Source organism: Ignisphaera cupida (assembly GCF_030186535.1).
Classification (GTDB): domain Archaea; phylum Thermoproteota; class Thermoprotei_A; order Sulfolobales; family Ignisphaeraceae; genus Ignisphaera; species Ignisphaera cupida.
In genome coordinates this window covers 140,779-159,947 of sequence record NZ_JASNVW010000003.1, presented here as the reverse complement: position 1 = coordinate 159,947, position 19,169 = coordinate 140,779, and the positions used below count along the sequence as shown (strand labels likewise).

Below are 19,169 nucleotides of genomic sequence, written 5' to 3'. Positions count from 1 at the left end.
CAATAATCAATACACCTGTACCAATTAGCTTCATCGGATCTTAAACCCTTTTCTGAATTTCTCACTCGATTTAACTATGTTTTCCAGCTTCTCTTCAGACAACAATTTTCTGAATTCATTAAAGGATTCTTTAGCCCTATTACACTTAGCTTCTTTATAAAGATCTAGCGAAAATTGCTTCAATTCTTATCACCTTTTTCCTTAGCTAATGATTCTTTGAATTCCTTTAAAACAAATACACTTGCATTATATTACCATATAACTATGTGATTATGTTAGTTAATATTCTCATTTTAGAATTAATCAAAGTATCAATAATTATGTTAAATAAGAGATCTTTAATGCAAAGAATTTTAGATGCTTAATGAACTAAGTGCTTCTTTCTCAGATTTTTCCTCAGTCTTCTTGAATTTATTAACAATGGTATTATCCATACTTTTTATAAGAGCATTGCAATGTTTTACTTTGCTATTGCAAATCAGAAATGATTTTGATGAATTATTTTCAAAATATTAGTTAATAGCATAGAGGCTGTATCCTACAAAGAGATTGTTCTAGAAGATTTTCTCTTGAGTGTGTTTTGTTTTTGCTGCTAAATTATTTATTGTTTTATTTCTACTGCTTCTTTTTTTAATTCTTTGATCCATACTGATTCCTCACCAAACCACTCGCTAGGTGTGTATATGAATAGATCTACTCCAGGTTCTAGAGCATATTTAAATGCTTCAAGCCTCTCTAGTCTATTCATCTTCTCTAACCCATCGACTACAAGCACTATGTCCACATCACTTTCAACAGTGTAGTCTCCTCGGGCCCTGCTCCCAACTAGGTATGATGCTATCAATCTCCATCCACGATTCAAGCAAATTATCTTAGCCTTCTCCACAACCTTTCTAGCCTTCTCCAATGCCATTTCCTGAGACTTTAATGCAGATATTGCTTTACCCATTCCACCACCCTTCTAGCCTTCTCCACAAGAGATTCAGCAATATCCTTGGTATACAGCTCTGCTGGTATACCATTTGCAGCATTTGGATATCTAGATATGACATAATGTATTGTTAGATCTCTAAGTAAATTCCTCACCTCATCCACATTAATATTCAACTCCTTCTCAATAAGATTAGCTATTTCAAGCAATTCATGACCTCTATAGACCAGGCCATGCTCCAACAACAATGCTTTCAAAGCCTTTTCAGCTGCTTGCTGAGACCAAAAAGCAGCCGAGTCCCAATCACCAGTCACTAAATCATTTAAAGCTTTTTTCAAATCACTTTCTGCTTGCTTTAACCACATAAAAGCTTCTCTACGCAACACTTGCACCTAGTCACAATTTTTCACTAAACAGAAAGATAATATATGTGCATCTCAAAGCTAGAGAAGTTAGCATTAAAATTTTGTCAGTTTTCAATATATTTATTGTTTACAAAAGCGAAATACGTAATTCGATTTCATTTGTGAATAATTTTAACTAGTATGTGGGTCTTACGTAGAATTGCAAAAACCGATCATGTTTATTGGTGTTGGTGTAAGGTTTTTCATTGGTAGAAGCTGTTTGTTTTTCACTCTGGTCAATGCCTTTGTTAAGGGCTCTGCATCTAGTGCTATGGTAACTGCTATTGCTGCTAGTGCTGACCATTTGCCCCATTTGCTAATCCAATATTTTTCAACGCTTTTCTCATCAATTGAGTAAGCCATGCTTGCAATTTTTCTAAGCCACTTGTCTATTGGTGGAAGCTCGTAGCGTCTTAGTGAAAATGCTAGTGCAAGTCTTGCTGTGTATAATCCAACACCATTTATCTCCATAAGAATTGACTCAGCTTCTTCTGGGCTTGCACTGGCCAAGTCATCTTCAGAAACTTTGTTTTCCAAAATAAAGCGAGCAATATTTGTAATTGTCTTGGCTCTATAGCCAACTCCAGCCTCTAAAAGCTTTTCACTATTCTCAAGAACTTCTCTTGGTGTTGGTGGTCTAAGAATCTCCTTATCACCAACACCAACTCTCTTCCCATACACCTTAACAATGTTGTGAAGCATTCTCCAACCCTGCTTAAAACTTGCATTCTGCTGACAAACACCTGTTACAAGCGCCCACCACAAGCTTGTTGATCTTAGTCTCCAACCATAGTAGCTTTTTGCAAATGGGCCTAGCAAAGAATCTTCATGAGCTATGACATAGAAATCCAAGGTGTTTTCTCGAAGCCCAAGAACATTCTCAAGAATTGAAACAAGCCTATCAACATCATCACAGTTCTGCGAATAGATATTGTATTCACCACTGATTTTCACAAAAGCAACAGCAAAATAATCCACAGGTAGATAGACATAGGCACCGTTTTCTATAAGCCAAAAGCAGAGGTTATATGTGGAGAGAATTAGTCTCAAATCAACATCTCCACTTCTGATAAAACCCTCAGCACATAGATTCAACCTCAAAACGCTTTCACCAAGCAGCATAAAAGCTGCACAAAATGGTTTATAAGCAAAAACAACATTTACTAGAATCTAATGCAATTAACCAACGGATCTTGCAAAAGCTTTGAATAAACATTTATAACATGCTTTCAACAAATCTTATAGTGGATGCAAAGCATTTAAAGCTATTGTAAAAATAAATAGATGCTGGGATTCGATGAATAGCTCTAAAGAAATCCTTGCTCTTCACGTTTGGGAGGAGGTTAGATTTGCTGAGGTTGTTTGGATATGCCTATAAGAGATGAGGTTGTTAACTGGCTTGAGGAAGCAAAAGCTGATTTGAGACATGCTAGAAACAGTATTGGTGTAGGAGATTACAACTGGTCTTGCTTCGCCTCCCAACAAGCAGCTGAAAAAGCTTTGAAGGCTCTAGCAATACATGTACTTGGAGAGTATGTGAGGGGTCATGATATCGTTAAGTTGTATAGAAGATTGAAGCAGTTTATTAATCAAAAAATTGATGAGGGTTTGCTAGCAAAACTTTCAGCATATTACACACTAGCTAGATATCCAAACGCAGGAATTGAGAGACCTCATGAGGAAATTGATGAGGGTCAAGCCAAGGAGGCTTTGCAAATAGCTGAGGTGATTGTTAATGAGGTCTCAAAAGCTATTAGAGATCCGTAATCAAGTTATTGAGGCTCTTAAGAAGGTTGCAAAAGAGCTTAACGCAACAATATATCTTTTTGGAAGCTATGCCAGAGGTGATCACATGATTGATAGCGATGTTGACATAGTTGTTGTTTCAGATATTTTCAAGGGCATGGATTTTCCAAAAAGAGTTGAGCTAGTTAGACTGAAGCTACCAAGAGAAATAAGCTTCGATATAATCCCTCTAACACCAGATGAACTAAAAAAGAAAATGGAAACAGCTTTCTACAAAGAGATTTCAAAGTATTGGATAGAAATCAAACCAGATTAGCTTATGGAATTTAAAACAGTTCTGCTATAACAAGTCAAATGCTTTTTAATTGAAACTATTAGATTGAATGAAAAAATAGAATAGTGTTTTTACAGCTTTTCTGCATTGAACATAGGTTATTTTCGTAAATACAAATCATTAGTGCAAAAGCTTTTAAATTCTAGCCTTGGAATAAATATTGGTGCACTTAATATGGTGTTTAGTGTACATATACTCAAGTTTTTAGCAGCTTTGGCTGTAGCTGTTATTTTATCATCTGCTGCAACATATGCTTACTTCACATATGCAACACCTCTGAAAACAGCTACGGAAACAGTGGTCAACACCATAACCATGACTACATATGGTACTGTAACTGAAACCAGGGTTGTAACAACAACCGTTGCTCAGCCTATAACAATGACCTTTTATCAGCCCACAATGTCAACATATGCTGTACCACAAAAAACCGTTACATTGGTAGAAACATTAGCAACAACAATAATAACGCCAATAACAGTAACAACGACTATAGGTGTAACAGCAACTGTTGGTAAATTTGAGGTTAAATACCCAATAACAATTGTTGATAGTGCTGGAAGAACTGTAACATTTGAGGATGTGCCTAAAAGAGTTGTGGTAGTGTCTTCAACTCATGCCATGGTTTTACTAGCTCTTGGCGTTGGCGATAAAATTGTTGGTGCCACTGATACTGTAACTAAAAATCCTTTGCTCATGTCCCTGCTTCCAAATAAAAACATTGTAGAGATTGGTAAGTGGAGTTCTCCAAGTGCTGAGGCTATAATGTTGGCTAACTCAGATTTGGTGATATTCTATGCAAGCTTCTATAGAAGCACATACGATGCTGTGGCATCAAAGCTTCCACAAAATGTGAAGGTTGTTTACTTCGATTTATACAAGCCTAGTACAATGTTTGATGAGATATACAAGCTTGGGCTAATATTTAACAGAGTTGATAAAGCTCTTGAAATAATATCTAAGTGGTCATCTAGACTAACATCTATTGCAGCAAAAGCTGCGGAAATAAGGCCTAGCGATAGAGTAAGGGTTTTCTTCGAAACATATACAGAGCTTGCAACAGCTGGACCTGGTAGTGGATGGTACCAAGTACTTACTTTTGCTGGTGGAATCAATGTGTTTGGCGATGTCCAGCAACCCTATCCGAAGGTGAGTCCCGAGGCTGTTATTGAGAGAAATCCCGATGTAATTATAAAGGTTGTTTCCTCAACAACATTCGATCCCTGCAGAGCAAATACAACAAAGACTCTTGAAAACATTTATAATACTATTGTTTCAAGACCTGGATGGGACAAAATATCAGCTGTTGCAAATAAGAGGGTTTACATATATTCAACAGCTTATTTGGATGGCCCTGGCTATGTCATTCAAGTGGCTATTACAGCAAAGCTTCTCTATCCACAAACATTTAGAGATATTGATGTTCAGAAGTGGATCTATGAATGGCTAGCTGACATGGGGTTAAACAATCCTGAAAAAGTTTGTGGAATGCCTTGGGTTTATCCCGAAATTCCATAGGGTTAGAGAAATGAATTTAATCAACTTTCCATATAAAAAACTTTTCCTAACTTTTTTAATGTACATAGCTTTGTTACCTATAGCCATGATCTCCATAGCTCTTGGAGCATATAACATGCCATTAAAGGAAGTTTTTAGGTGTTTGCTTAGCCCATGGAATAGCCAGGGAGAAACATCAATAGCATATACAATTATGTGGCAATATAGAGTTCCCAGAACACTAGCAGCTATGCTTACAGGAGCCACATTTGCTTTTTCTGGTGCTGTTATTCAGGGAGTTACCAGAAACCCTCTAGCATCACCATTTACTCTAGGAATCTCTACTGCAGCTAGCTTTGGTGCTGCAATAACTATCATAGCTGGGGTTAAGGTTCTTGGGCTATCACAAACAATTTTCTCAACAACTCAAGGATTTGCAGTTATAGCTGCAGCTGCACTTTTGTTTAGCTTTATTCAAACAGCTATTGTCTTGACTCTTGCCTATCTCAAAGGTCTTTCACCTGAATCGATAGTGTTGATGGGTATTGCAACCACATACATATACTCAGCTGGCATAACATTTCTACAGTACTTTGCTGGTGAAACACAGCTTAGAGAATATGTGCACTGGGTCATAGGGGATTTGATGAGGGTTGATTGGAGCAAAATCCCAATACTAGTACTTGTATTTGTAGTCACAGTCTCATCTATTGTTTACCTTGCTTGGGATCTCAATGCTCTTTCCCTAGGAGATGATGTTGCTAAAAACCTTGGTGTTAACCCGAAAAGGGTAAGGCTTCTAGCCTCATTATTATCATCAATAGCAACAGCAATAGTTGTAAGCATTACAGGGCCCATAGCCTTTGTATGTCTCATGGCACCTCACATGGCAAGACTTTTTATAGGATCGGATAACAGATATCTCTTGCCATTGTCAATGGCCATGGGATCTGCACTTCTAACACTATCAGATACTGTGGCTAGAATTGCTATGAAACCTGTTGAGCTTCCTGTAGGAGCTGTAACAAGTCTTCTTGGAGCACTCTTCTTCGTTTCTCTATACCTTGCACATAGAAGACGTGTGGTGATGAGCTTTTGAATAGCTATGTTAAGCTCAAGGTTGTGGGAGTTGATGTTTACTATAAAAGCTACAAGGCTTTAAGCAATATAGAGTTTGAGGTTAAACCAGGAGAGGTAACATCAATTTTGGGACCCAATGGATCAGGTAAAACAACATTGTTGAGAACCATAGCCAAGGTGTTGAAACCAAGATGTGGCACAATATATCTCGATTCTAAAAGTATTTATGAAATAGATGACAGGGAATACGCCAAAATTGTTGGCTATTTACCACAGCAACAAGTTTTTTCAGCATCTATGAAAGTTTTTGATGTTGTTGCTCTTGGGAGAAGACCATATGTGACATGGTCTCTTGGGAAAAGAGATTTGGAGGTAATTTGGAATGCAATGAAGCTTCTGGAGGTGGATCAGTTTGCTTATAGGAATGTGGATGAGTTGAGTGGTGGTGAGAGGCAGAGGGTTATGTGCGCAAGGGTGTTGGCTCAGGAGCCCAGGGTTCTGCTTTTAGATGAGCCTGTAACACATCTTGATTTGAGGTATCAAATAGAGTTTCTTGAGCTTGTTAAGAAGCTGACGAAGGAAAGAAACTTGATCACAATAATGTCTTTACATGATCTCAACTTGGCCATGAGGTATTCAGACAAAGTTATTCTGATGAGGAAAGGTCTTATATACTGTGTTGGGAAACCTGATGAGGTTTTAACACCTCAAGCAATAAGAAGTGTATTTGGGGTGGAGGTGGAGATTGCGAAAAATCCAGAACCATACATAGTGATTAAGGGTTTGGCTTTGGGTGAGTAGAAATGAGAATCTCTTTAATACTAGGCTATGGAGGGTCATATGCAAAGCCATTTAAGGAGGTTCTAGAGTCTATCTCTGTTAAATACAGGGTTCAGTATCTCATTGTCACAGATGCTTCAAAACCAACAAAAGATGTTGTTGAGTTTATCAAAAGCTCTGACGCAATTCTACTCTACACACATACATTGCCTCAGGAATTGGTTGAAGCTATTAGAAATAGTGTTGCAAAAGTTGTTCTAAGTTTTAGTGAAAACTTTCAGGAGTTTTCACGAGGTGTGGCAATACTATTTGATGCATGGAAATATTTTAAGATTGGTGGAAAGGAGAATCTCAAATCTCTTATAGAGCTTGTGCTTAACTATTTAGGAGTTGATGCCAAGCCTTCTCCACCACAGGAAATTCCATGGCATGGGATTTGGCATCCAGAACTTGGCTTGTTCAACTCTACGCAAGAGTATTTAAAAATCTATCCACATTCAAACAAGCCTCTTGTAGCAATTATTTTCTATCGCAGCTACTGGTTAACAAGCAACACAAAACCTGTAGAGGCTTTGGTTAAGGCATTGGAGGCTGAAGGTCTTGGAACACTACCAGTTTTTACCCATGGCTTCAAAGACTCTTTCCTAAACACGCCAACCATTGAGGATTCTATAAAAGAGTTTTTGATTGTTAATGGAAAACCTATTGTTGATGCAGTACTGGTTCTAACATCGTTTTTCATATTGGATCATGGCAAATGGCATAGAAGCTTCTACAAGGACAGATTCAAAACTGTTGATGGTGTTGAGCTACTTAAAGCATTGAACATACCTGTTATAAAGCTTGTTATAGACCATTACCAAAGTGTTGGAGAATGGCTTGCAAATCCAGCTGGTGTTTCACCACTTACTCAGGTATATCATGTGATAATGCCTGAGGTTGATGGGGCTATAGAACCAATATTCATAGCTGGTGCTAAAATAGATGAAAATGGGGCAAAAACCTATGAGCCATTCATGATGCATGCTAGTTATGTAGCTAGGAGAGTTAGGAAATGGATTGAGCTTAGAAATGCAAAGCCTTGGGAAAGAAGAATAGCCATAGTTTTGAACAACCCGCCATGCAGAGGTGTTGAAGCATCTATAGGTGTTGGCATGGGTCTAGATGTTCCTGAAACTGTTGCAAGGATTCTGCATAGGCTTGCAGAACTTGGTTATAATGTTGGAGACTTGTCTGCTTTGCCAAGAGATGGTAAGGAGCTGATGAAAATGTTTCTAGAGAAGAGAGCTACAAGCGAGTTTAGATGGACTAGTGTTGATGATATAGTTAAAAGAGGTGGGTATGTGGATATGGTGCCAATTGATCTCTATATGCAGTGGTTTAATGAGCTGCCTGAAGAGGTTAGAAAGGTTATGGTTAGTGAGTGGGGTGATCCAAGGAATTTAGCAAGTGGAAAAATTGAGAAGATATTTGCTGGTGGCATATACAATGGAAAGTTCGTTGTTCCAGGTCTTAGATTTGGAAATGTTGTTGTTATACCACAGCCAAAGTTTGGATGTGCTGGAGCTGGATGTGATGGAAGAATATGTAAAATACTTCACAATCCGACAGTACCACCACCACACCAATGGCTAGCTGTTTACAGATGGATAACAAGAGTTTTCAAAGCTCATTTAATACTTCATGTTGGTACACATGGAACTTTGGAGTTTAGACCTGGTAAAGGTGTTGGGCTATCATCTTATTGCTGGCCTGAGACAACATTAGATGATGTTCCATTTCTATACATATACATTGTGTCAAATCCCATGGAGGGCGTGATTGCTAAGAGAAGAGGCTATGCAGCTATAGTTGATCATGTGTATCCACCTATGATGGATGCTAGAAATGGTCTTGAGGAACTTGATAAGCTTGTTGAGGAGTTTGAAAATGTTCGTAGACTTGGTGAGGAGCACAGGGCTAAGGTGGTGTACAGTCAGATTGTGTCAAAGGTTAAGGAGCTTGGGCTACCAATAAATCTAAATTTGAGTGAGGAAGAGATTGTGAGCAGTGTTCACAGATTTTTAGATATGGTTAGATCGAGTCAGGTTGAGAATGGTCTTCACATTTTTGGCTATATGAATCAAGATGTTGAGAAAATAGCTAAGTCAGTTGTAACTGTCATGGAGTTTGACACACCATCGTGGAAATCCATAGTAAGGGCTGTTGCTATGTATCTAGGACTTGACTATGATGAGATATTGTCTAATCCCTCAGGCTATTGCAGTGTTCTTGGTGTAAGCAATAGAAAGGCCAAGGAGATTCTTATGGATATTGCTCAAAGAGTTGTTAAGAAGCTACTTGAAATGGGTGTAACAAGCTCTTCTCTCACTCCAGACTTTCTTGAGAATGTTCTAAATGAGGTTGTTCGTGAGGTGGTGTTGGTTGGATCCTACATCCACAAATCCTAAATATGTTGAAAAACCTAAAGCAGTAGCCTTAGCCAGAAAGGTTTCGGAGGAGGTGCTGGAAAGCTTTAGAACAGCTTTGAAAATTGCAGAACTCTACAAGTTGTCGAGCGTTAAAGAAGCTGAAGCACTTTTCGAAATAGGGTTTGAGGGTGGCTATGTAGAGCCTGGTGCTAGTGGTGCTTTAACCAGGGGGAAGATAGATGTTTTGCCTACTGGAAGAAACTTCTATGCTGTTGACCCAACATCTATACCAACTAAAGCTGCTTGGGAAATAGGTGTTAAAACCACTAAGATGATGCTTGAAAAGATTTTGAAGGAGCATGGCAAATACCCTGAGAGCATTGGGCAAATTCTGTGGAGTATTGATGCATACAAAGCTGATGGTGAGCAACTGGCTGAGATACTGTACCTCATAGGTGCAAAACCTGTTTGGGATTCTTCGGGTAGAGTTGTTGGTGTTGAGCTTATACCTCTTGAAGAACTTGGAAGACCTAGAATAGATGTTGTTGTTAGAATTAGTGGTATTGTGAGAGATACTCTACCAAATTACATACATCTCATAGATGAAGCTGTTGAAAAAGCTGTTATAGCTGATGAGCCTGTGGATATGAACTATGTCAAGAAGCATTACCTAGACAACATAGAGAAGCTTGCCAAACTTGGCATGGGATTTGAAGAAGCTAGGGAGCTAGCCAAAGCCAGAGTGTGGGCAGAGCCCCCAGGGGCATACGGGGCTGGTGTAAATCTAGCTGTTTTTGCATCTGCTTGGAAAAATGATGAGGACTTGGCGAAGACATGGATACACTGGAGTTCCTATGCATACACAAAGAGGTTTTATGGTAAAAGAGCACCAGATGCAATGGTTCTTCAGCTAAGACATGTTGAAGCTGTTTCGAGGCATCATATAAGCGATGAACATGATTTAACCAATTGCTGTTGCTATTTTGCCTACCAAGGAGGATTTCACACAGCTGTGAAAAGTGTTAGTGGCAAGGAGCCTTTGAATTTATGGATTGATACAAGAAATGTTTACAAAGCAGAGATTAGAAGTGTTAAAGAGGAGTTGCTTAGAATATCATATTCAAAGCTTTTGAACCCTGCATGGATTGAGGAGATGAAGAGACATGGTTATAGAGGAGCCTACGAGTTTATGAAGAAGCTTCAAAACTTGTATGGATGGCATGCAACAACAAGGTTTGTACCTGATGAGGTTTGGAATCAATTGGCTAAGAAATATGTTATTGAATTGAAGAACTGGTTCGTGGAGAACAACAAGTTTGCTTTAGAGGAAGTGGCTAGAAGGTTTCTAGAAATGTATAGAAGGGGGTTGTGGAAAGCACCTGAAGAGCTCATTAAACAAGTTGAGAATGTGTATATGGAGATTCAAGCTCTTCTCGAAGGTGAAGTATCTGGAGAAGCTCAAATGGGTGAGATATGGATTTACACATCAGAAGATGTTAAGTCTTGGTCTGAGAATGTAAAGGATGTTGAAAAGGCTATGGCTTTAGCTAAGAGTGATAAAGGTGGGGGGAGTGGATCAAAGTAATAGAGTATATTTTCCATTTACAGCCATAGTTGGCATGGATAATGCAAAGCTTGCTCTACTGGTAAATGCTGTTAATCCGCTGATAGGAGGTGTTGTACTAGCAGGAGATAAGGGAACGGGGAAATCAACACTTGTAAGAGCATTTGCACAGGTATTGCCCAAGCAGCCAGTTGCAAAGGGTTGTCAATTCAATTGCAACCCATTTAATCCTCTGGAGATGTGTGATTACCATGCAATGTTGTGGTCCAGAGGAGAGAGAATAGATTATGAGCTTAGAAAAATACGTGTTGTGGACTTGCCGCTCAACGCCACTCCTGATAGAGTTGTGGGCTCTATAGATGTTGAGCAAACAATAAAAAGTGGAGTTGTTGTTTTCAAGCCAGGGCTTTTGGCTGAGGCAAATAGAAATGTTCTGTATATTGATGAGGTTAATCTTCTCGAAGACTATATAGCGGATCTAATTCTAGATGCAGCTGCTAGTGGTTGGAATATTGTTGAGAGAGAGGGGATATCATTTAAACACCCAGCAAGATTTGTTCTTGTAGGGTCTATGAATCCTGAGGAGGGTATGCTGCGTCCACAACTTCTTGACAGATTTGGTCTTTATGTGCCAGTAGAAGCTTCTGCAGATCCTAATGAGAGAATTGAGATTGTTGAAAGAGTTGAGGAGTTTGCAAAAGATCCTATATCGTTTTATCGAAAGTGGGAATCTTATGAAAAGCAGCTTGAAGAGAGGATAGCAAGGGCGAAGGAGATAGTAAAAGATGTTGCTATGGATAGAGATCTTCTCAAATTGGTGGCAACAACAATTATAAAACTTGGTATCAAGACTCATAGAGCTGAGATAGTTGTTACTAGAACAGCTAAAGCCATAGCAGCATTAGACAATAGACTAAAGGTTAATATTAATGATGTTGTTAAGGCTATGGAGCTTGCTCTTAGGCATAGACTAAAATCAAAGCCTTTTGAAGAACAGCAAAAGAAACTTGATGAAGTATTTAGGGAGTTAGCTGGTGAGAAACCAGAGCGTGGTGAAAGCGAGGCTAGGAGTGGAGGCGGCAATGCAAAAAGTGGTGGAAACCCAGGTGCTATGGGTAGTGGTGCAAACAACAGAATTGAGGCAAGACTTGGAAATTTTGATGAAAAATCCGCTAGCCTGCCTATAGATGTTTCATTGCCTAGAATTGAAGATTCCACCACCGGTTTTGGTAGAGGTTCTAGAAACTTTAAATCAGTTGGTATTGCAACTCTAAAGGGTGTTGCAATAGATGCTATACCTCCTGTCAAGCATGTTATTGTTGATGTGGATATACCTGCAACGATAAGAGCTTCTGTTGCCTACAAACCTTCTGTACCAATAGCTGTAGACCTGCAAAATATTAGGGTTAGGGTTAGAAAAGAGAGAATACCAGTTCTCAACACAATAATTCTAGACACTAGCAGTAGTATGACAATAGGAAAGAGAATTTCCTTAGCAAAGCACATTCTGAAGAAGCTTATTGAAGACTCATATGTTGCAAGAACCTATGTATCCCTGGTTATATTCAGAGGCTTAAGCGCATCAACAATTTCGTGGCCTACAAGAAATGTTGAGTTGGTGTATAAACTACTTGATGAGGTTCCAGTTGGTGGTTCAACACCATTCACATCAGCTTTGGCAGAGGCTTTGAAACACCTCAAAGCATTTAAAACGAGATTCTCCAATGCTAAGCTTGTAGCTCATATACTATCTGATGGTGGTGCAAACATATTTTTATCGAGAAATCCCATAAACGAGATTCTGGATTTAGCTGAGGAATATAGAAAACTAAATGCAAAGGTTATTGCGTATAACACACAATCCAATTACTTGAGGATTCTACCTGACTACCTCAAAATATTTGTTGATGCAGTCAACGGCACTTATCTAAATATCTAAGTTTTTCAGAGGATGCTAAGAAATGTACTTAAATAGCTTAGCTGATGCTGCTTTGGATTATGCACTCTATGTTTCTAAGCCAATTCTTCAGTTTATAGCAATATCAATTATTGCGATAACAGCTAGTGAATTCTTGTTCTCATCAAAATTCGCATTGAGAATGCTAAAGCCCTTGACACATATTTTAAAAGTTGCTAAGCTTCCTCAAAAATTCGCTACACCAATGCTTCTTGGAATTCTAGACTCAAGAGCTGAACACTCAACAATATCATCAATGGTTAAAGAAGGCTTAGCTTCCAATGGCGAGGTTGTGGTCTACAACCTTGTTTCAAAGCCTATAACAAGTCCAAAGTCCATATTACAATACGTGGCTCCAGTGGTTTTCTCATTTCTAGGAACATTTCTTGGGCTTATATACATCGCATTTTCGTTGGCAACAACACTCATAGGTTTTGCTCTGGGGGTTGCACTATCCCATGTACTTATCAAAAACAGTGAACCCTCTAGCTATGCACAGCTAAAAAATGTTGCTATTGGCGTTATGCAATATAGAAGCTCTGTGGAAATTGCTAAACGTGGTCTGGGAAAAGCATTGAGAATTGCAAAATATGTTGGCATAAGATTCCTAATAGTTTTGACCATTCTATACATTCTTACACAACTAGGTATATTCAACTACATCAAAAGTGCTTTAAAGCTATTGCCACTTCCCATACTACAAAACCCAGAAGCAGTCGCAATAGCAATAACATATGCAATATCCCCATCAGCAGGCTTTGCACTAGCTGGAAACACACTCGGAAAAGGTGCTGCAACAGCCAAAGAAGTTTTAACAGCGTTGTTTCTTGGCAAAATCCTATTTGGAATTGTATCTGAATACCCAAGACACTCATTCCCATTCTACGCATCCATATACCCAATACGACTAGCAGCAAAACTCACAGCAACACTACTCCTTTACACAGTAATATCATCAACAATCATAATTCTCATCATAAACACAACACTACTTTAAACAGCAAATTATCTTTACATACATTATTCTGTTTGCTAAAGAATTTTGAACTAGCTAAGAAAGGTTCATGTTTATGGCTAACACAATCATATATGTGGGTTTTTCGGCTTGGTATTTGTCTATATATTGACATTTTTGGTTTTTGGGTTCATTTAACAAAAGATTTATGTATATGTTTCACTATATTAAATTCGTGAGGATGCTAAACATGAGTACACCAAGAGATGTTCTGATTAGAGCTTTTGAGAGGATGAGAAATGGCTCAATTGTTGTCTTGATAGGATGGATTTTTCTTGGGATAGTTAGTGCAGCACTAATTGTAATGACTGGAAGGATTTACGAGATTTTATCGTATTTAAAAGAAGTTTATGAAAAAACATCAAAGTTGCCACAAGATATTCTCATATCTAGTATCGAAGAGCTTAGAGGTATTGTATCAGGGTTATTAATATGCTTTGTAATTACAATAATATCATCCATAATTATATTGGTGGGTATTCGAAACCTCTTCCTTCCAGGTATCAAGAGGTTAACACGCTTTAAACCAGAATTTTCAATGAGTGAAAAGCTTATTAGAATAGGCTTATTCTATGGCATGACTGTTTTAATAATACTAGAAGTATTCAATCTTGTGGTAGCATCACCTGAAACTGTGAGCTATATACTGTTATCTGCATCAATAAGAGACTTCTTTATGATTATAGGATTCATTGGTTTAGCAACTCTTTTCCTTAAGCTCAATAGTCTAGATAAAGAGTCTTTATACCTTGTAGCAGGAATACTCTTCATAATTGTGGTATTGATGTTCGCACTAGACTCAATAAATAATATTCTTGTATTTGCTAAAATCAAACAATATTCATCAATGGGAGTAGAATACACGTATCTCTTAATCATCATAGCTTTAATTATGCAAACAATTGCTTTAAGCAGAACTTTAGACAAAATTGAACTAGGTTTAATTTCGCTGCCTCTTCCTCAAGAAACTAAATTCGGTATCTAGTCCCCAAAGTCTATTTTAACACAATTTTTACATTATTTGTTAACAAGTTTTCAACTCTCCTATGATTATTAGGAAACTTGAATTGTTTGTTAATTTCACCTTTAAGAATAGAACCTTTATATACCTCCGTACGTATATACGTATAGGGTGAGATGATGTCTAAGAAAAAGTTGACGTTAAGTGTGAGGAGAGATCTTATTGATGAGGTTAGGAGAGCTGCTTTGGGCGAGGGAAAGACATTAAGTGGTTTGGTTGAGGAGTATCTTGAGTTTTTAGCGTTGGAGAGTTGGGTTACTAAATTAGCGAAGGATCTGGAGTTGGGTGATTTAGAGACTGTGTTTGATCAGGAAGTTGTTTCTTCAAGGCCTCGTGGATTAGATGCTGCAAGTGTGGTTAGAGAGTTGAGGGATGAGCGAGCAGGGATTTCTTAATGAGTGAAGAGACATATTATCTTGATACAAGTGCGATGGTTAAGAGGTATGTGGTTGAACCTGGTAGCGAAGTAGTGGATGAGGTTTTTAAAAATGCATATAGAGGTTTAGCAACGCTCTCATTTTCATATTGGAACATTGCTGAAGCAGCTGTAGTATTCGATAAATACAGTAAAATCCTAGGGCTTAATGCAAAAGAGTTGATGAAAAACATGCTGAGAGAAATAAAGACTCTAAACAGACTTCAGAAGCTAAAAGTTATTGGGATAACCCCAACATTAATAAGAAACTCTATACAGCTAGTATTTAAGCATCATATATACGTGGCAGATGCACTACAAATAGTATCTGCTAAAACAGTTGAAAGCAACAAGTTTTTAACAGGGGATAAGAAACTGGCTAAGATAGCTGAGCAAGAAGGCTTACAAAGTATATACATTGGAAAATAATGATGAGAAGAACCCCAGAATATTTATTGCAGAATCGTTCACCAAGCATCTAATTATTTGCTGTGATGAAGCTTCATGAACATGTACAATACGATTCATGTCCAAGTTCCAGCTTTTTTCAGATGAAGATGTAATAAAGACTTAGGTAATCAAAGATTAGATATTGCATAGCTTTATTACATGATCATTGTTTATTCTTGTAATGAACTTTTGTCAATCTTTTTATCAAGTTACATCAAATTCATTCAATAACATAAAGATTATTGAAAGGTTCTGAAAAATTGTTTCTGTTCTCATGTTTTGGCTACACTAGGTAAAGAAAAAACTAAAATTGTTTAAAAAGTTGCAAAATGTGATGTAGGGGAAAGCGTCTTGCACATTTTTGTGGTTGTATATGGCTGGGGCAATGTCTAAGAGGAAGCTAATGTTGTGGTGAATGCTTTGGAACTCGCCAATGGAGTTCTCGAAAGGAGGTGAAGGGGAAATGGGATTTAAGGAAGTTTTGTGGAGAGAACCTCGTTTTTCATTTCCTCGGCAAACTTCTTCAGCTTTTCAGCAATCTCGGGGTACTTGATTCCGAGGATTCTCAGGGCTAGTAGTGCAGCGTTTTTTGCATTGCCAATGCCAACAGTTGCCACGGGTACCCCAGAAGGTGTTTGAACAATGGAAAGCAAAGAGTCTATACCATTAAGATGCTTAGATGGAATTGGAACGCCGATAACAGGTAGGTGTGTTAGGGAAGCAACCATCCCTGGGAGGTGAGCAGCTCCACCAGCACCAGCAATTATAACCTCGAAACCCTTTTCAGCAGCGCTCTTCGCAAACTCGAACATGTGCTCAGGTGTTCTATGAGCTGAAACAACCCTTGCCTCAACCTCGACACCAAACTGCTTAAGCAGCTCAACAGCTTCCTTCATATACTCCCAATCATTTTTACTACCCATAATAACAGCAACCTTAGGCACAAAACCACCAATACACAAAAACCATGTATGGAAACTAATAAAAGCTCCATATACTTAACCAAAACAAAATATACACAAACCATGAAAAATAAGCTAAAACAGTTAATTTCACATCTATAGAACATGGGAAACTAGAAAATTGTATGGTAAGTAGTTTCAATGTGTTTGAACATATTCTTCAAAAAGCTTTTTAACATATGCTGCAACAAGTTTAGCACTCTCAACAGCTTTAACTGCATAGGGCTCTGTATATAGTTTTGATGGTGGCAAACCCAATTCTTCATCACCATACATAGACGGCTCTCTTTCGCATCTAAGTCGTTTGAAACTGTTTCGAGTTTCGTAAAAGCTTATAAGGGTTGACATAAAATTCTTTATCAGTAACAAGGGTGTTAAGACCTAAGGAGGGGAAAACCTAGGATGTGGGGGTTTCCCCACAGCAATGACCCAGAGGCCTCGATGATGGTGGAGCTGTGGGCTGGGGTCACCACAAACGGGTGAAAGCCAATGATATGGGCTCCGATGAAAGGAGCTCTGAAGGCGATGAAGCCAAGGGTGGAGGGCTTAACACCAAACAATACAAAGCCCTATGAAACCCGAACCCCACCTGGATATAGCTGCTAGCTCAGGTATTTTCTCTCTGAATCAGCTGGGGAATCTCTCAGAAAACTCAACCAGCACCGGGCCCACATCACGCCACTTTGGTGGTTCAACTCCAACAAGTCTTAAAGCAGCTTTTAGTGACAATTCAACAGCTTCCTGGCACTGTCTAATGGTGTATGCATAGGATTTCTCCTTTAGCATCATTTCAGCTACTCTCAGCCTCTTCTCAGCTTCCTCAATATATGACTTAACCATTTCAATGTTGTTAAATCTCTATCACCTCCCCAAACCTGTACTCTTTCTTCAGCACAGTAACCCACTTTCTTCCAATTCTTCTTCTCTCAGCACCATACTCTTCAAGCTTTCTCCTTACACGCTCCAAAACATTTTTCATAAAATCCTCTCTGTCATACAGTATCCTAGCATCAAAAACCATGTCTAGGTACAGAGGCCTTGTTTTAGAAGCCATCGCCTTATCCACCACGATCGGGGATAGAACAGGGTTAAGCCCATGTCTCTTTAAACAATCAAAAAATGGTTTAAGAATTTCTTCAACCAAATCAATTTTCTTGTGAAGCTCAAACCTATCCCCAATCTCATCAACAACCACAAAAACATCAACATCGCTATCACATTCAAAATCTCCTCTGGCATAGGAGCCAAAAAGAACAATGGACACGAGATTCTCGCCAAAAACACTTCTAAAAGCATCTACAATACCAGCTTTCAGAAACCCCACCAAACGCTCTCTAGATGGGCACTTCACAGCATTAAGCCCTTGAATACTCACTTTCACAATCTCTCATTACAAATTCTAAGCTTTACATAATAACTCATATCAAATGAGATAAAAAGTTTTAGCTAGTTAATCACATGTGAATAGAAGCCACTTAAAGGGAATAGAAAAAGCTTATTAGTTGCCTAGATAGTTAAAAGTTTTGGAAATTCCAAAAGGAGTAGAAAGTTTAGGGAAAGTGCTTGAGTCATTTCGAGGAGTATGAGTATTTGATTAAAAGATCGAGAAGATTTTATGAAACTGCACTTATTCAAATTGATAAAGGGTTTTACGATTTAGCAGCATTTAGTTTAGAACAGAGTTTGCAGCTTTTTCTAAAAGCTGTTCTTCTGAAAATGGGTTTGGAATATCCAAGAACACATAGCGTTAGAAGGCTTTTAGAACTTGTCTACGAGATTTCGAAAGAAAAAGAGGTTGAGAAGCTGATACGTGATTTGGTGCTCGAGCTTGCGCTTTTAGAAGATGCCTACATAACCTCTAGATATATTCCCAGAGAATATGGAAGAGAAGAGGTTTTGAGGCTTAAGAAAGCTGTTGATGAGGTGATGGAGGTTGTTGGAAAAATTGCTTGTTGAGGAAGCTAGGAGAAGAGCAGAGGTTTTCAAGAATCTAAATCGTTATTTAAGAATAATCTATCAAACAGTTAAGGAGCTAGATGAAAATGCTGAAACATATGTTTTTGGCAGCGTGGTTGAGGGTAAAAGCCTTATCTCAAGCGATATAGACATTCTTGTTGTAACCTCGCATCAACCAGAACATGTAATTTCAAAGCTTTGGGAAAAGGGAATTAAAGAACCATTCGAAATACATGTTGTTGACAAGGAAAAGCTGAAGTTCTATCTCAAACATGTTAAAGCAATTAAGAAACTTGAGTTTTAACAAACAACCAGTACTAGACCTCCTTCTATCTCCAGATTAGTAGATGCCATGCATAAACTCCGCCTCTTGAAACTGTTTTGAGTTTCGTAAAAGTTTATAGGGGTTGATACTGCATTCTTTATTTGGATACTAAATCCCCGGATGCGGGTAGGGGGATAAAGACCCAAGGGGGCTAAGGGCTAAGCCCGGAATGTGGGGGTTTCCTCACAGCGATGATCCAGAGGTTTCGATGGTGGAGGAGCTATGGGCTGGAGTCACCCCGAATGGGTGAAGCCCAATGACATGAGCTTCGATGAGAGAAGCTCTGAGGGCTGTGAAGCCAAGGGCAGAGGACTTGACATC

The 19,169-nt window shown here is 38.5% G+C and carries 21 protein-coding genes; 14 read left to right on the top strand and 7 right to left on the bottom strand.

Annotated features, from left to right (window positions below; genetic code table 11):
- Window positions 1–30: 30 nt before the first annotated feature.
- The 4 genes from QPL79_RS06085 to QPL79_RS06070 form a co-directional block, all read right to left on the bottom strand.
- Window positions 31–183 (bottom strand): hypothetical protein, encoded by a 153-nt coding sequence (locus tag QPL79_RS06085; RefSeq protein WP_285273912.1) that lies wholly within the window; start codon window positions 181–183, stop codon window positions 31–33.
- 418 nt (window positions 184–601) lie between these two features.
- Window positions 602–949, bottom strand: coding sequence for a nucleotidyltransferase domain-containing protein (locus tag QPL79_RS06080; RefSeq protein WP_285273911.1), 348 nt, complete (start codon window positions 947–949; stop codon window positions 602–604).
- Entirely contained in the window at window positions 925–1,317 is a 393-nt protein-coding gene (locus QPL79_RS06075; RefSeq protein WP_350309087.1) for a HEPN domain-containing protein, read from the bottom strand. The genes QPL79_RS06080 and QPL79_RS06075 overlap by 25 nt, the downstream gene beginning before the upstream one ends.
- 168 nt (window positions 1,318–1,485) lie before the next feature.
- Window positions 1,486–2,436, bottom strand: coding sequence for a DNA-3-methyladenine glycosylase family protein (locus QPL79_RS06070; protein WP_285273909.1), 951 nt, complete (start codon window positions 2,434–2,436; stop codon window positions 1,486–1,488).
- A 267-nt stretch (window positions 2,437–2,703) separates the two neighbouring features.
- On the opposite strand from QPL79_RS06070, the gene QPL79_RS06065 reads away from it, so the two are divergent.
- The 12 genes from QPL79_RS06065 (at window position 2,704) to QPL79_RS06010 (ending at window position 15,584) form a co-directional block, all read left to right on the top strand.
- Window positions 2,704–3,102 (top strand): HEPN domain-containing protein, encoded by a 399-nt coding sequence (locus QPL79_RS06065; protein ID WP_285273908.1) that lies wholly within the window; start codon window positions 2,704–2,706, stop codon window positions 3,100–3,102.
- A complete protein-coding gene (locus tag QPL79_RS06060) occupies window positions 3,071–3,397 on the top strand; it encodes a nucleotidyltransferase domain-containing protein (protein WP_285273907.1) in 327 nt (108 codons plus the stop codon). The genes QPL79_RS06065 and QPL79_RS06060 overlap by 32 nt, the downstream gene beginning before the upstream one ends.
- Window positions 3,398–3,589: 192 nt before the next feature.
- On the top strand, window positions 3,590–4,933 hold the full coding sequence (locus QPL79_RS06055; protein WP_285273906.1) for an ABC transporter substrate-binding protein: 1,344 nt from the start codon (window positions 3,590–3,592) through the stop codon (window positions 4,931–4,933).
- Between the two features lie 10 nt (window positions 4,934–4,943).
- Complete coding sequence (locus QPL79_RS06050) at window positions 4,944–6,011, top strand: FecCD family ABC transporter permease (protein WP_285273905.1); 1,068 nt, start codon at window positions 4,944–4,946, stop codon at window positions 6,009–6,011.
- Entirely contained in the window at window positions 6,008–6,793 is a 786-nt protein-coding gene (locus QPL79_RS06045; protein WP_285273904.1) for an ABC transporter ATP-binding protein, read from the top strand. Before QPL79_RS06050 ends, QPL79_RS06045 begins: the two co-directional genes overlap by 4 nt.
- A 2-nt stretch (window positions 6,794–6,795) precedes the next feature.
- Window positions 6,796–9,222, top strand: a complete 2,427-nt coding sequence (locus QPL79_RS06040; protein ID WP_285273903.1) for a cobaltochelatase subunit CobN — start codon at window positions 6,796–6,798, stop codon at window positions 9,220–9,222.
- Window positions 9,197–10,768 (top strand): cobaltochelatase subunit CobN, encoded by a 1,572-nt coding sequence (locus tag QPL79_RS06035; protein WP_285273902.1) that lies wholly within the window; start codon window positions 9,197–9,199, stop codon window positions 10,766–10,768. Before QPL79_RS06040 ends, QPL79_RS06035 begins: the two co-directional genes overlap by 26 nt.
- Window positions 10,755–12,686: a VWA domain-containing protein gene (locus QPL79_RS06030; protein ID WP_285273901.1), complete on the top strand. Its 1,932-nt coding sequence runs from the start codon at window positions 10,755–10,757 to the stop codon at window positions 12,684–12,686. The genes QPL79_RS06035 and QPL79_RS06030 overlap by 14 nt, the downstream gene beginning before the upstream one ends.
- A gap of 22 nt (window positions 12,687–12,708) precedes the next feature.
- Window positions 12,709–13,701 carry a hypothetical protein gene (locus QPL79_RS06025; RefSeq protein WP_285273900.1) on the top strand — a complete coding sequence of 331 codons (993 nt, stop codon included), beginning with the start codon at window positions 12,709–12,711 and terminating at the stop codon, window positions 13,699–13,701.
- Between the two features lie 208 nt (window positions 13,702–13,909).
- Window positions 13,910–14,704, top strand: coding sequence for a hypothetical protein (locus tag QPL79_RS06020; RefSeq protein ID WP_285273899.1), 795 nt, complete (start codon window positions 13,910–13,912; stop codon window positions 14,702–14,704).
- Window positions 14,705–14,859: 155 nt separating this feature from the next.
- On the top strand, window positions 14,860–15,135 hold the full coding sequence (locus tag QPL79_RS06015) for a DUF6364 family protein (protein ID WP_285273898.1): 276 nt from the start codon (window positions 14,860–14,862) through the stop codon (window positions 15,133–15,135).
- Window positions 15,135–15,584: a type II toxin-antitoxin system VapC family toxin gene (locus QPL79_RS06010; protein ID WP_285273897.1), complete on the top strand. Its 450-nt coding sequence runs from the start codon at window positions 15,135–15,137 to the stop codon at window positions 15,582–15,584. The genes QPL79_RS06015 and QPL79_RS06010 overlap by 1 nt, the downstream gene beginning before the upstream one ends.
- A 491-nt stretch (window positions 15,585–16,075) precedes the next feature.
- On the opposite strand, the gene purE is transcribed toward QPL79_RS06010, so the two are convergent.
- The 3 genes from purE to QPL79_RS05995 form a co-directional block, all read right to left on the bottom strand.
- On the bottom strand, window positions 16,076–16,549 hold the full coding sequence (purE, locus tag QPL79_RS06005) for a 5-(carboxyamino)imidazole ribonucleotide mutase (RefSeq protein ID WP_285273896.1): 474 nt from the start codon (window positions 16,547–16,549) through the stop codon (window positions 16,076–16,078).
- Between the two features lie 645 nt (window positions 16,550–17,194).
- Window positions 17,195–17,407, bottom strand: coding sequence for a HEPN domain-containing protein (locus QPL79_RS06000; RefSeq protein ID WP_285273895.1), 213 nt, complete (start codon window positions 17,405–17,407; stop codon window positions 17,195–17,197).
- A gap of 10 nt (window positions 17,408–17,417) precedes the next feature.
- Entirely contained in the window at window positions 17,418–17,942 is a 525-nt protein-coding gene (locus tag QPL79_RS05995; protein WP_285273894.1) for a nucleotidyltransferase domain-containing protein, read from the bottom strand.
- A gap of 188 nt (window positions 17,943–18,130) precedes the next feature.
- Here QPL79_RS05995 and QPL79_RS05990 point away from each other — a divergent pair, with 188 nt between their 5' ends.
- Together QPL79_RS05990 and QPL79_RS05985 are read left to right on the top strand one after the other, a co-directional pair.
- The gene (locus tag QPL79_RS05990) at window positions 18,131–18,523 is read left to right on the top strand and encodes a HEPN domain-containing protein (RefSeq protein WP_285273893.1); all 393 of its coding nucleotides are present in this window, start codon (window positions 18,131–18,133) and stop codon (window positions 18,521–18,523) included.
- Entirely contained in the window at window positions 18,501–18,827 is a 327-nt protein-coding gene (locus tag QPL79_RS05985) for a nucleotidyltransferase domain-containing protein (RefSeq protein ID WP_285273892.1), read from the top strand. Before QPL79_RS05990 ends, QPL79_RS05985 begins: the two co-directional genes overlap by 23 nt.
- Window positions 18,828–19,169 lie beyond the last annotated feature (342 nt).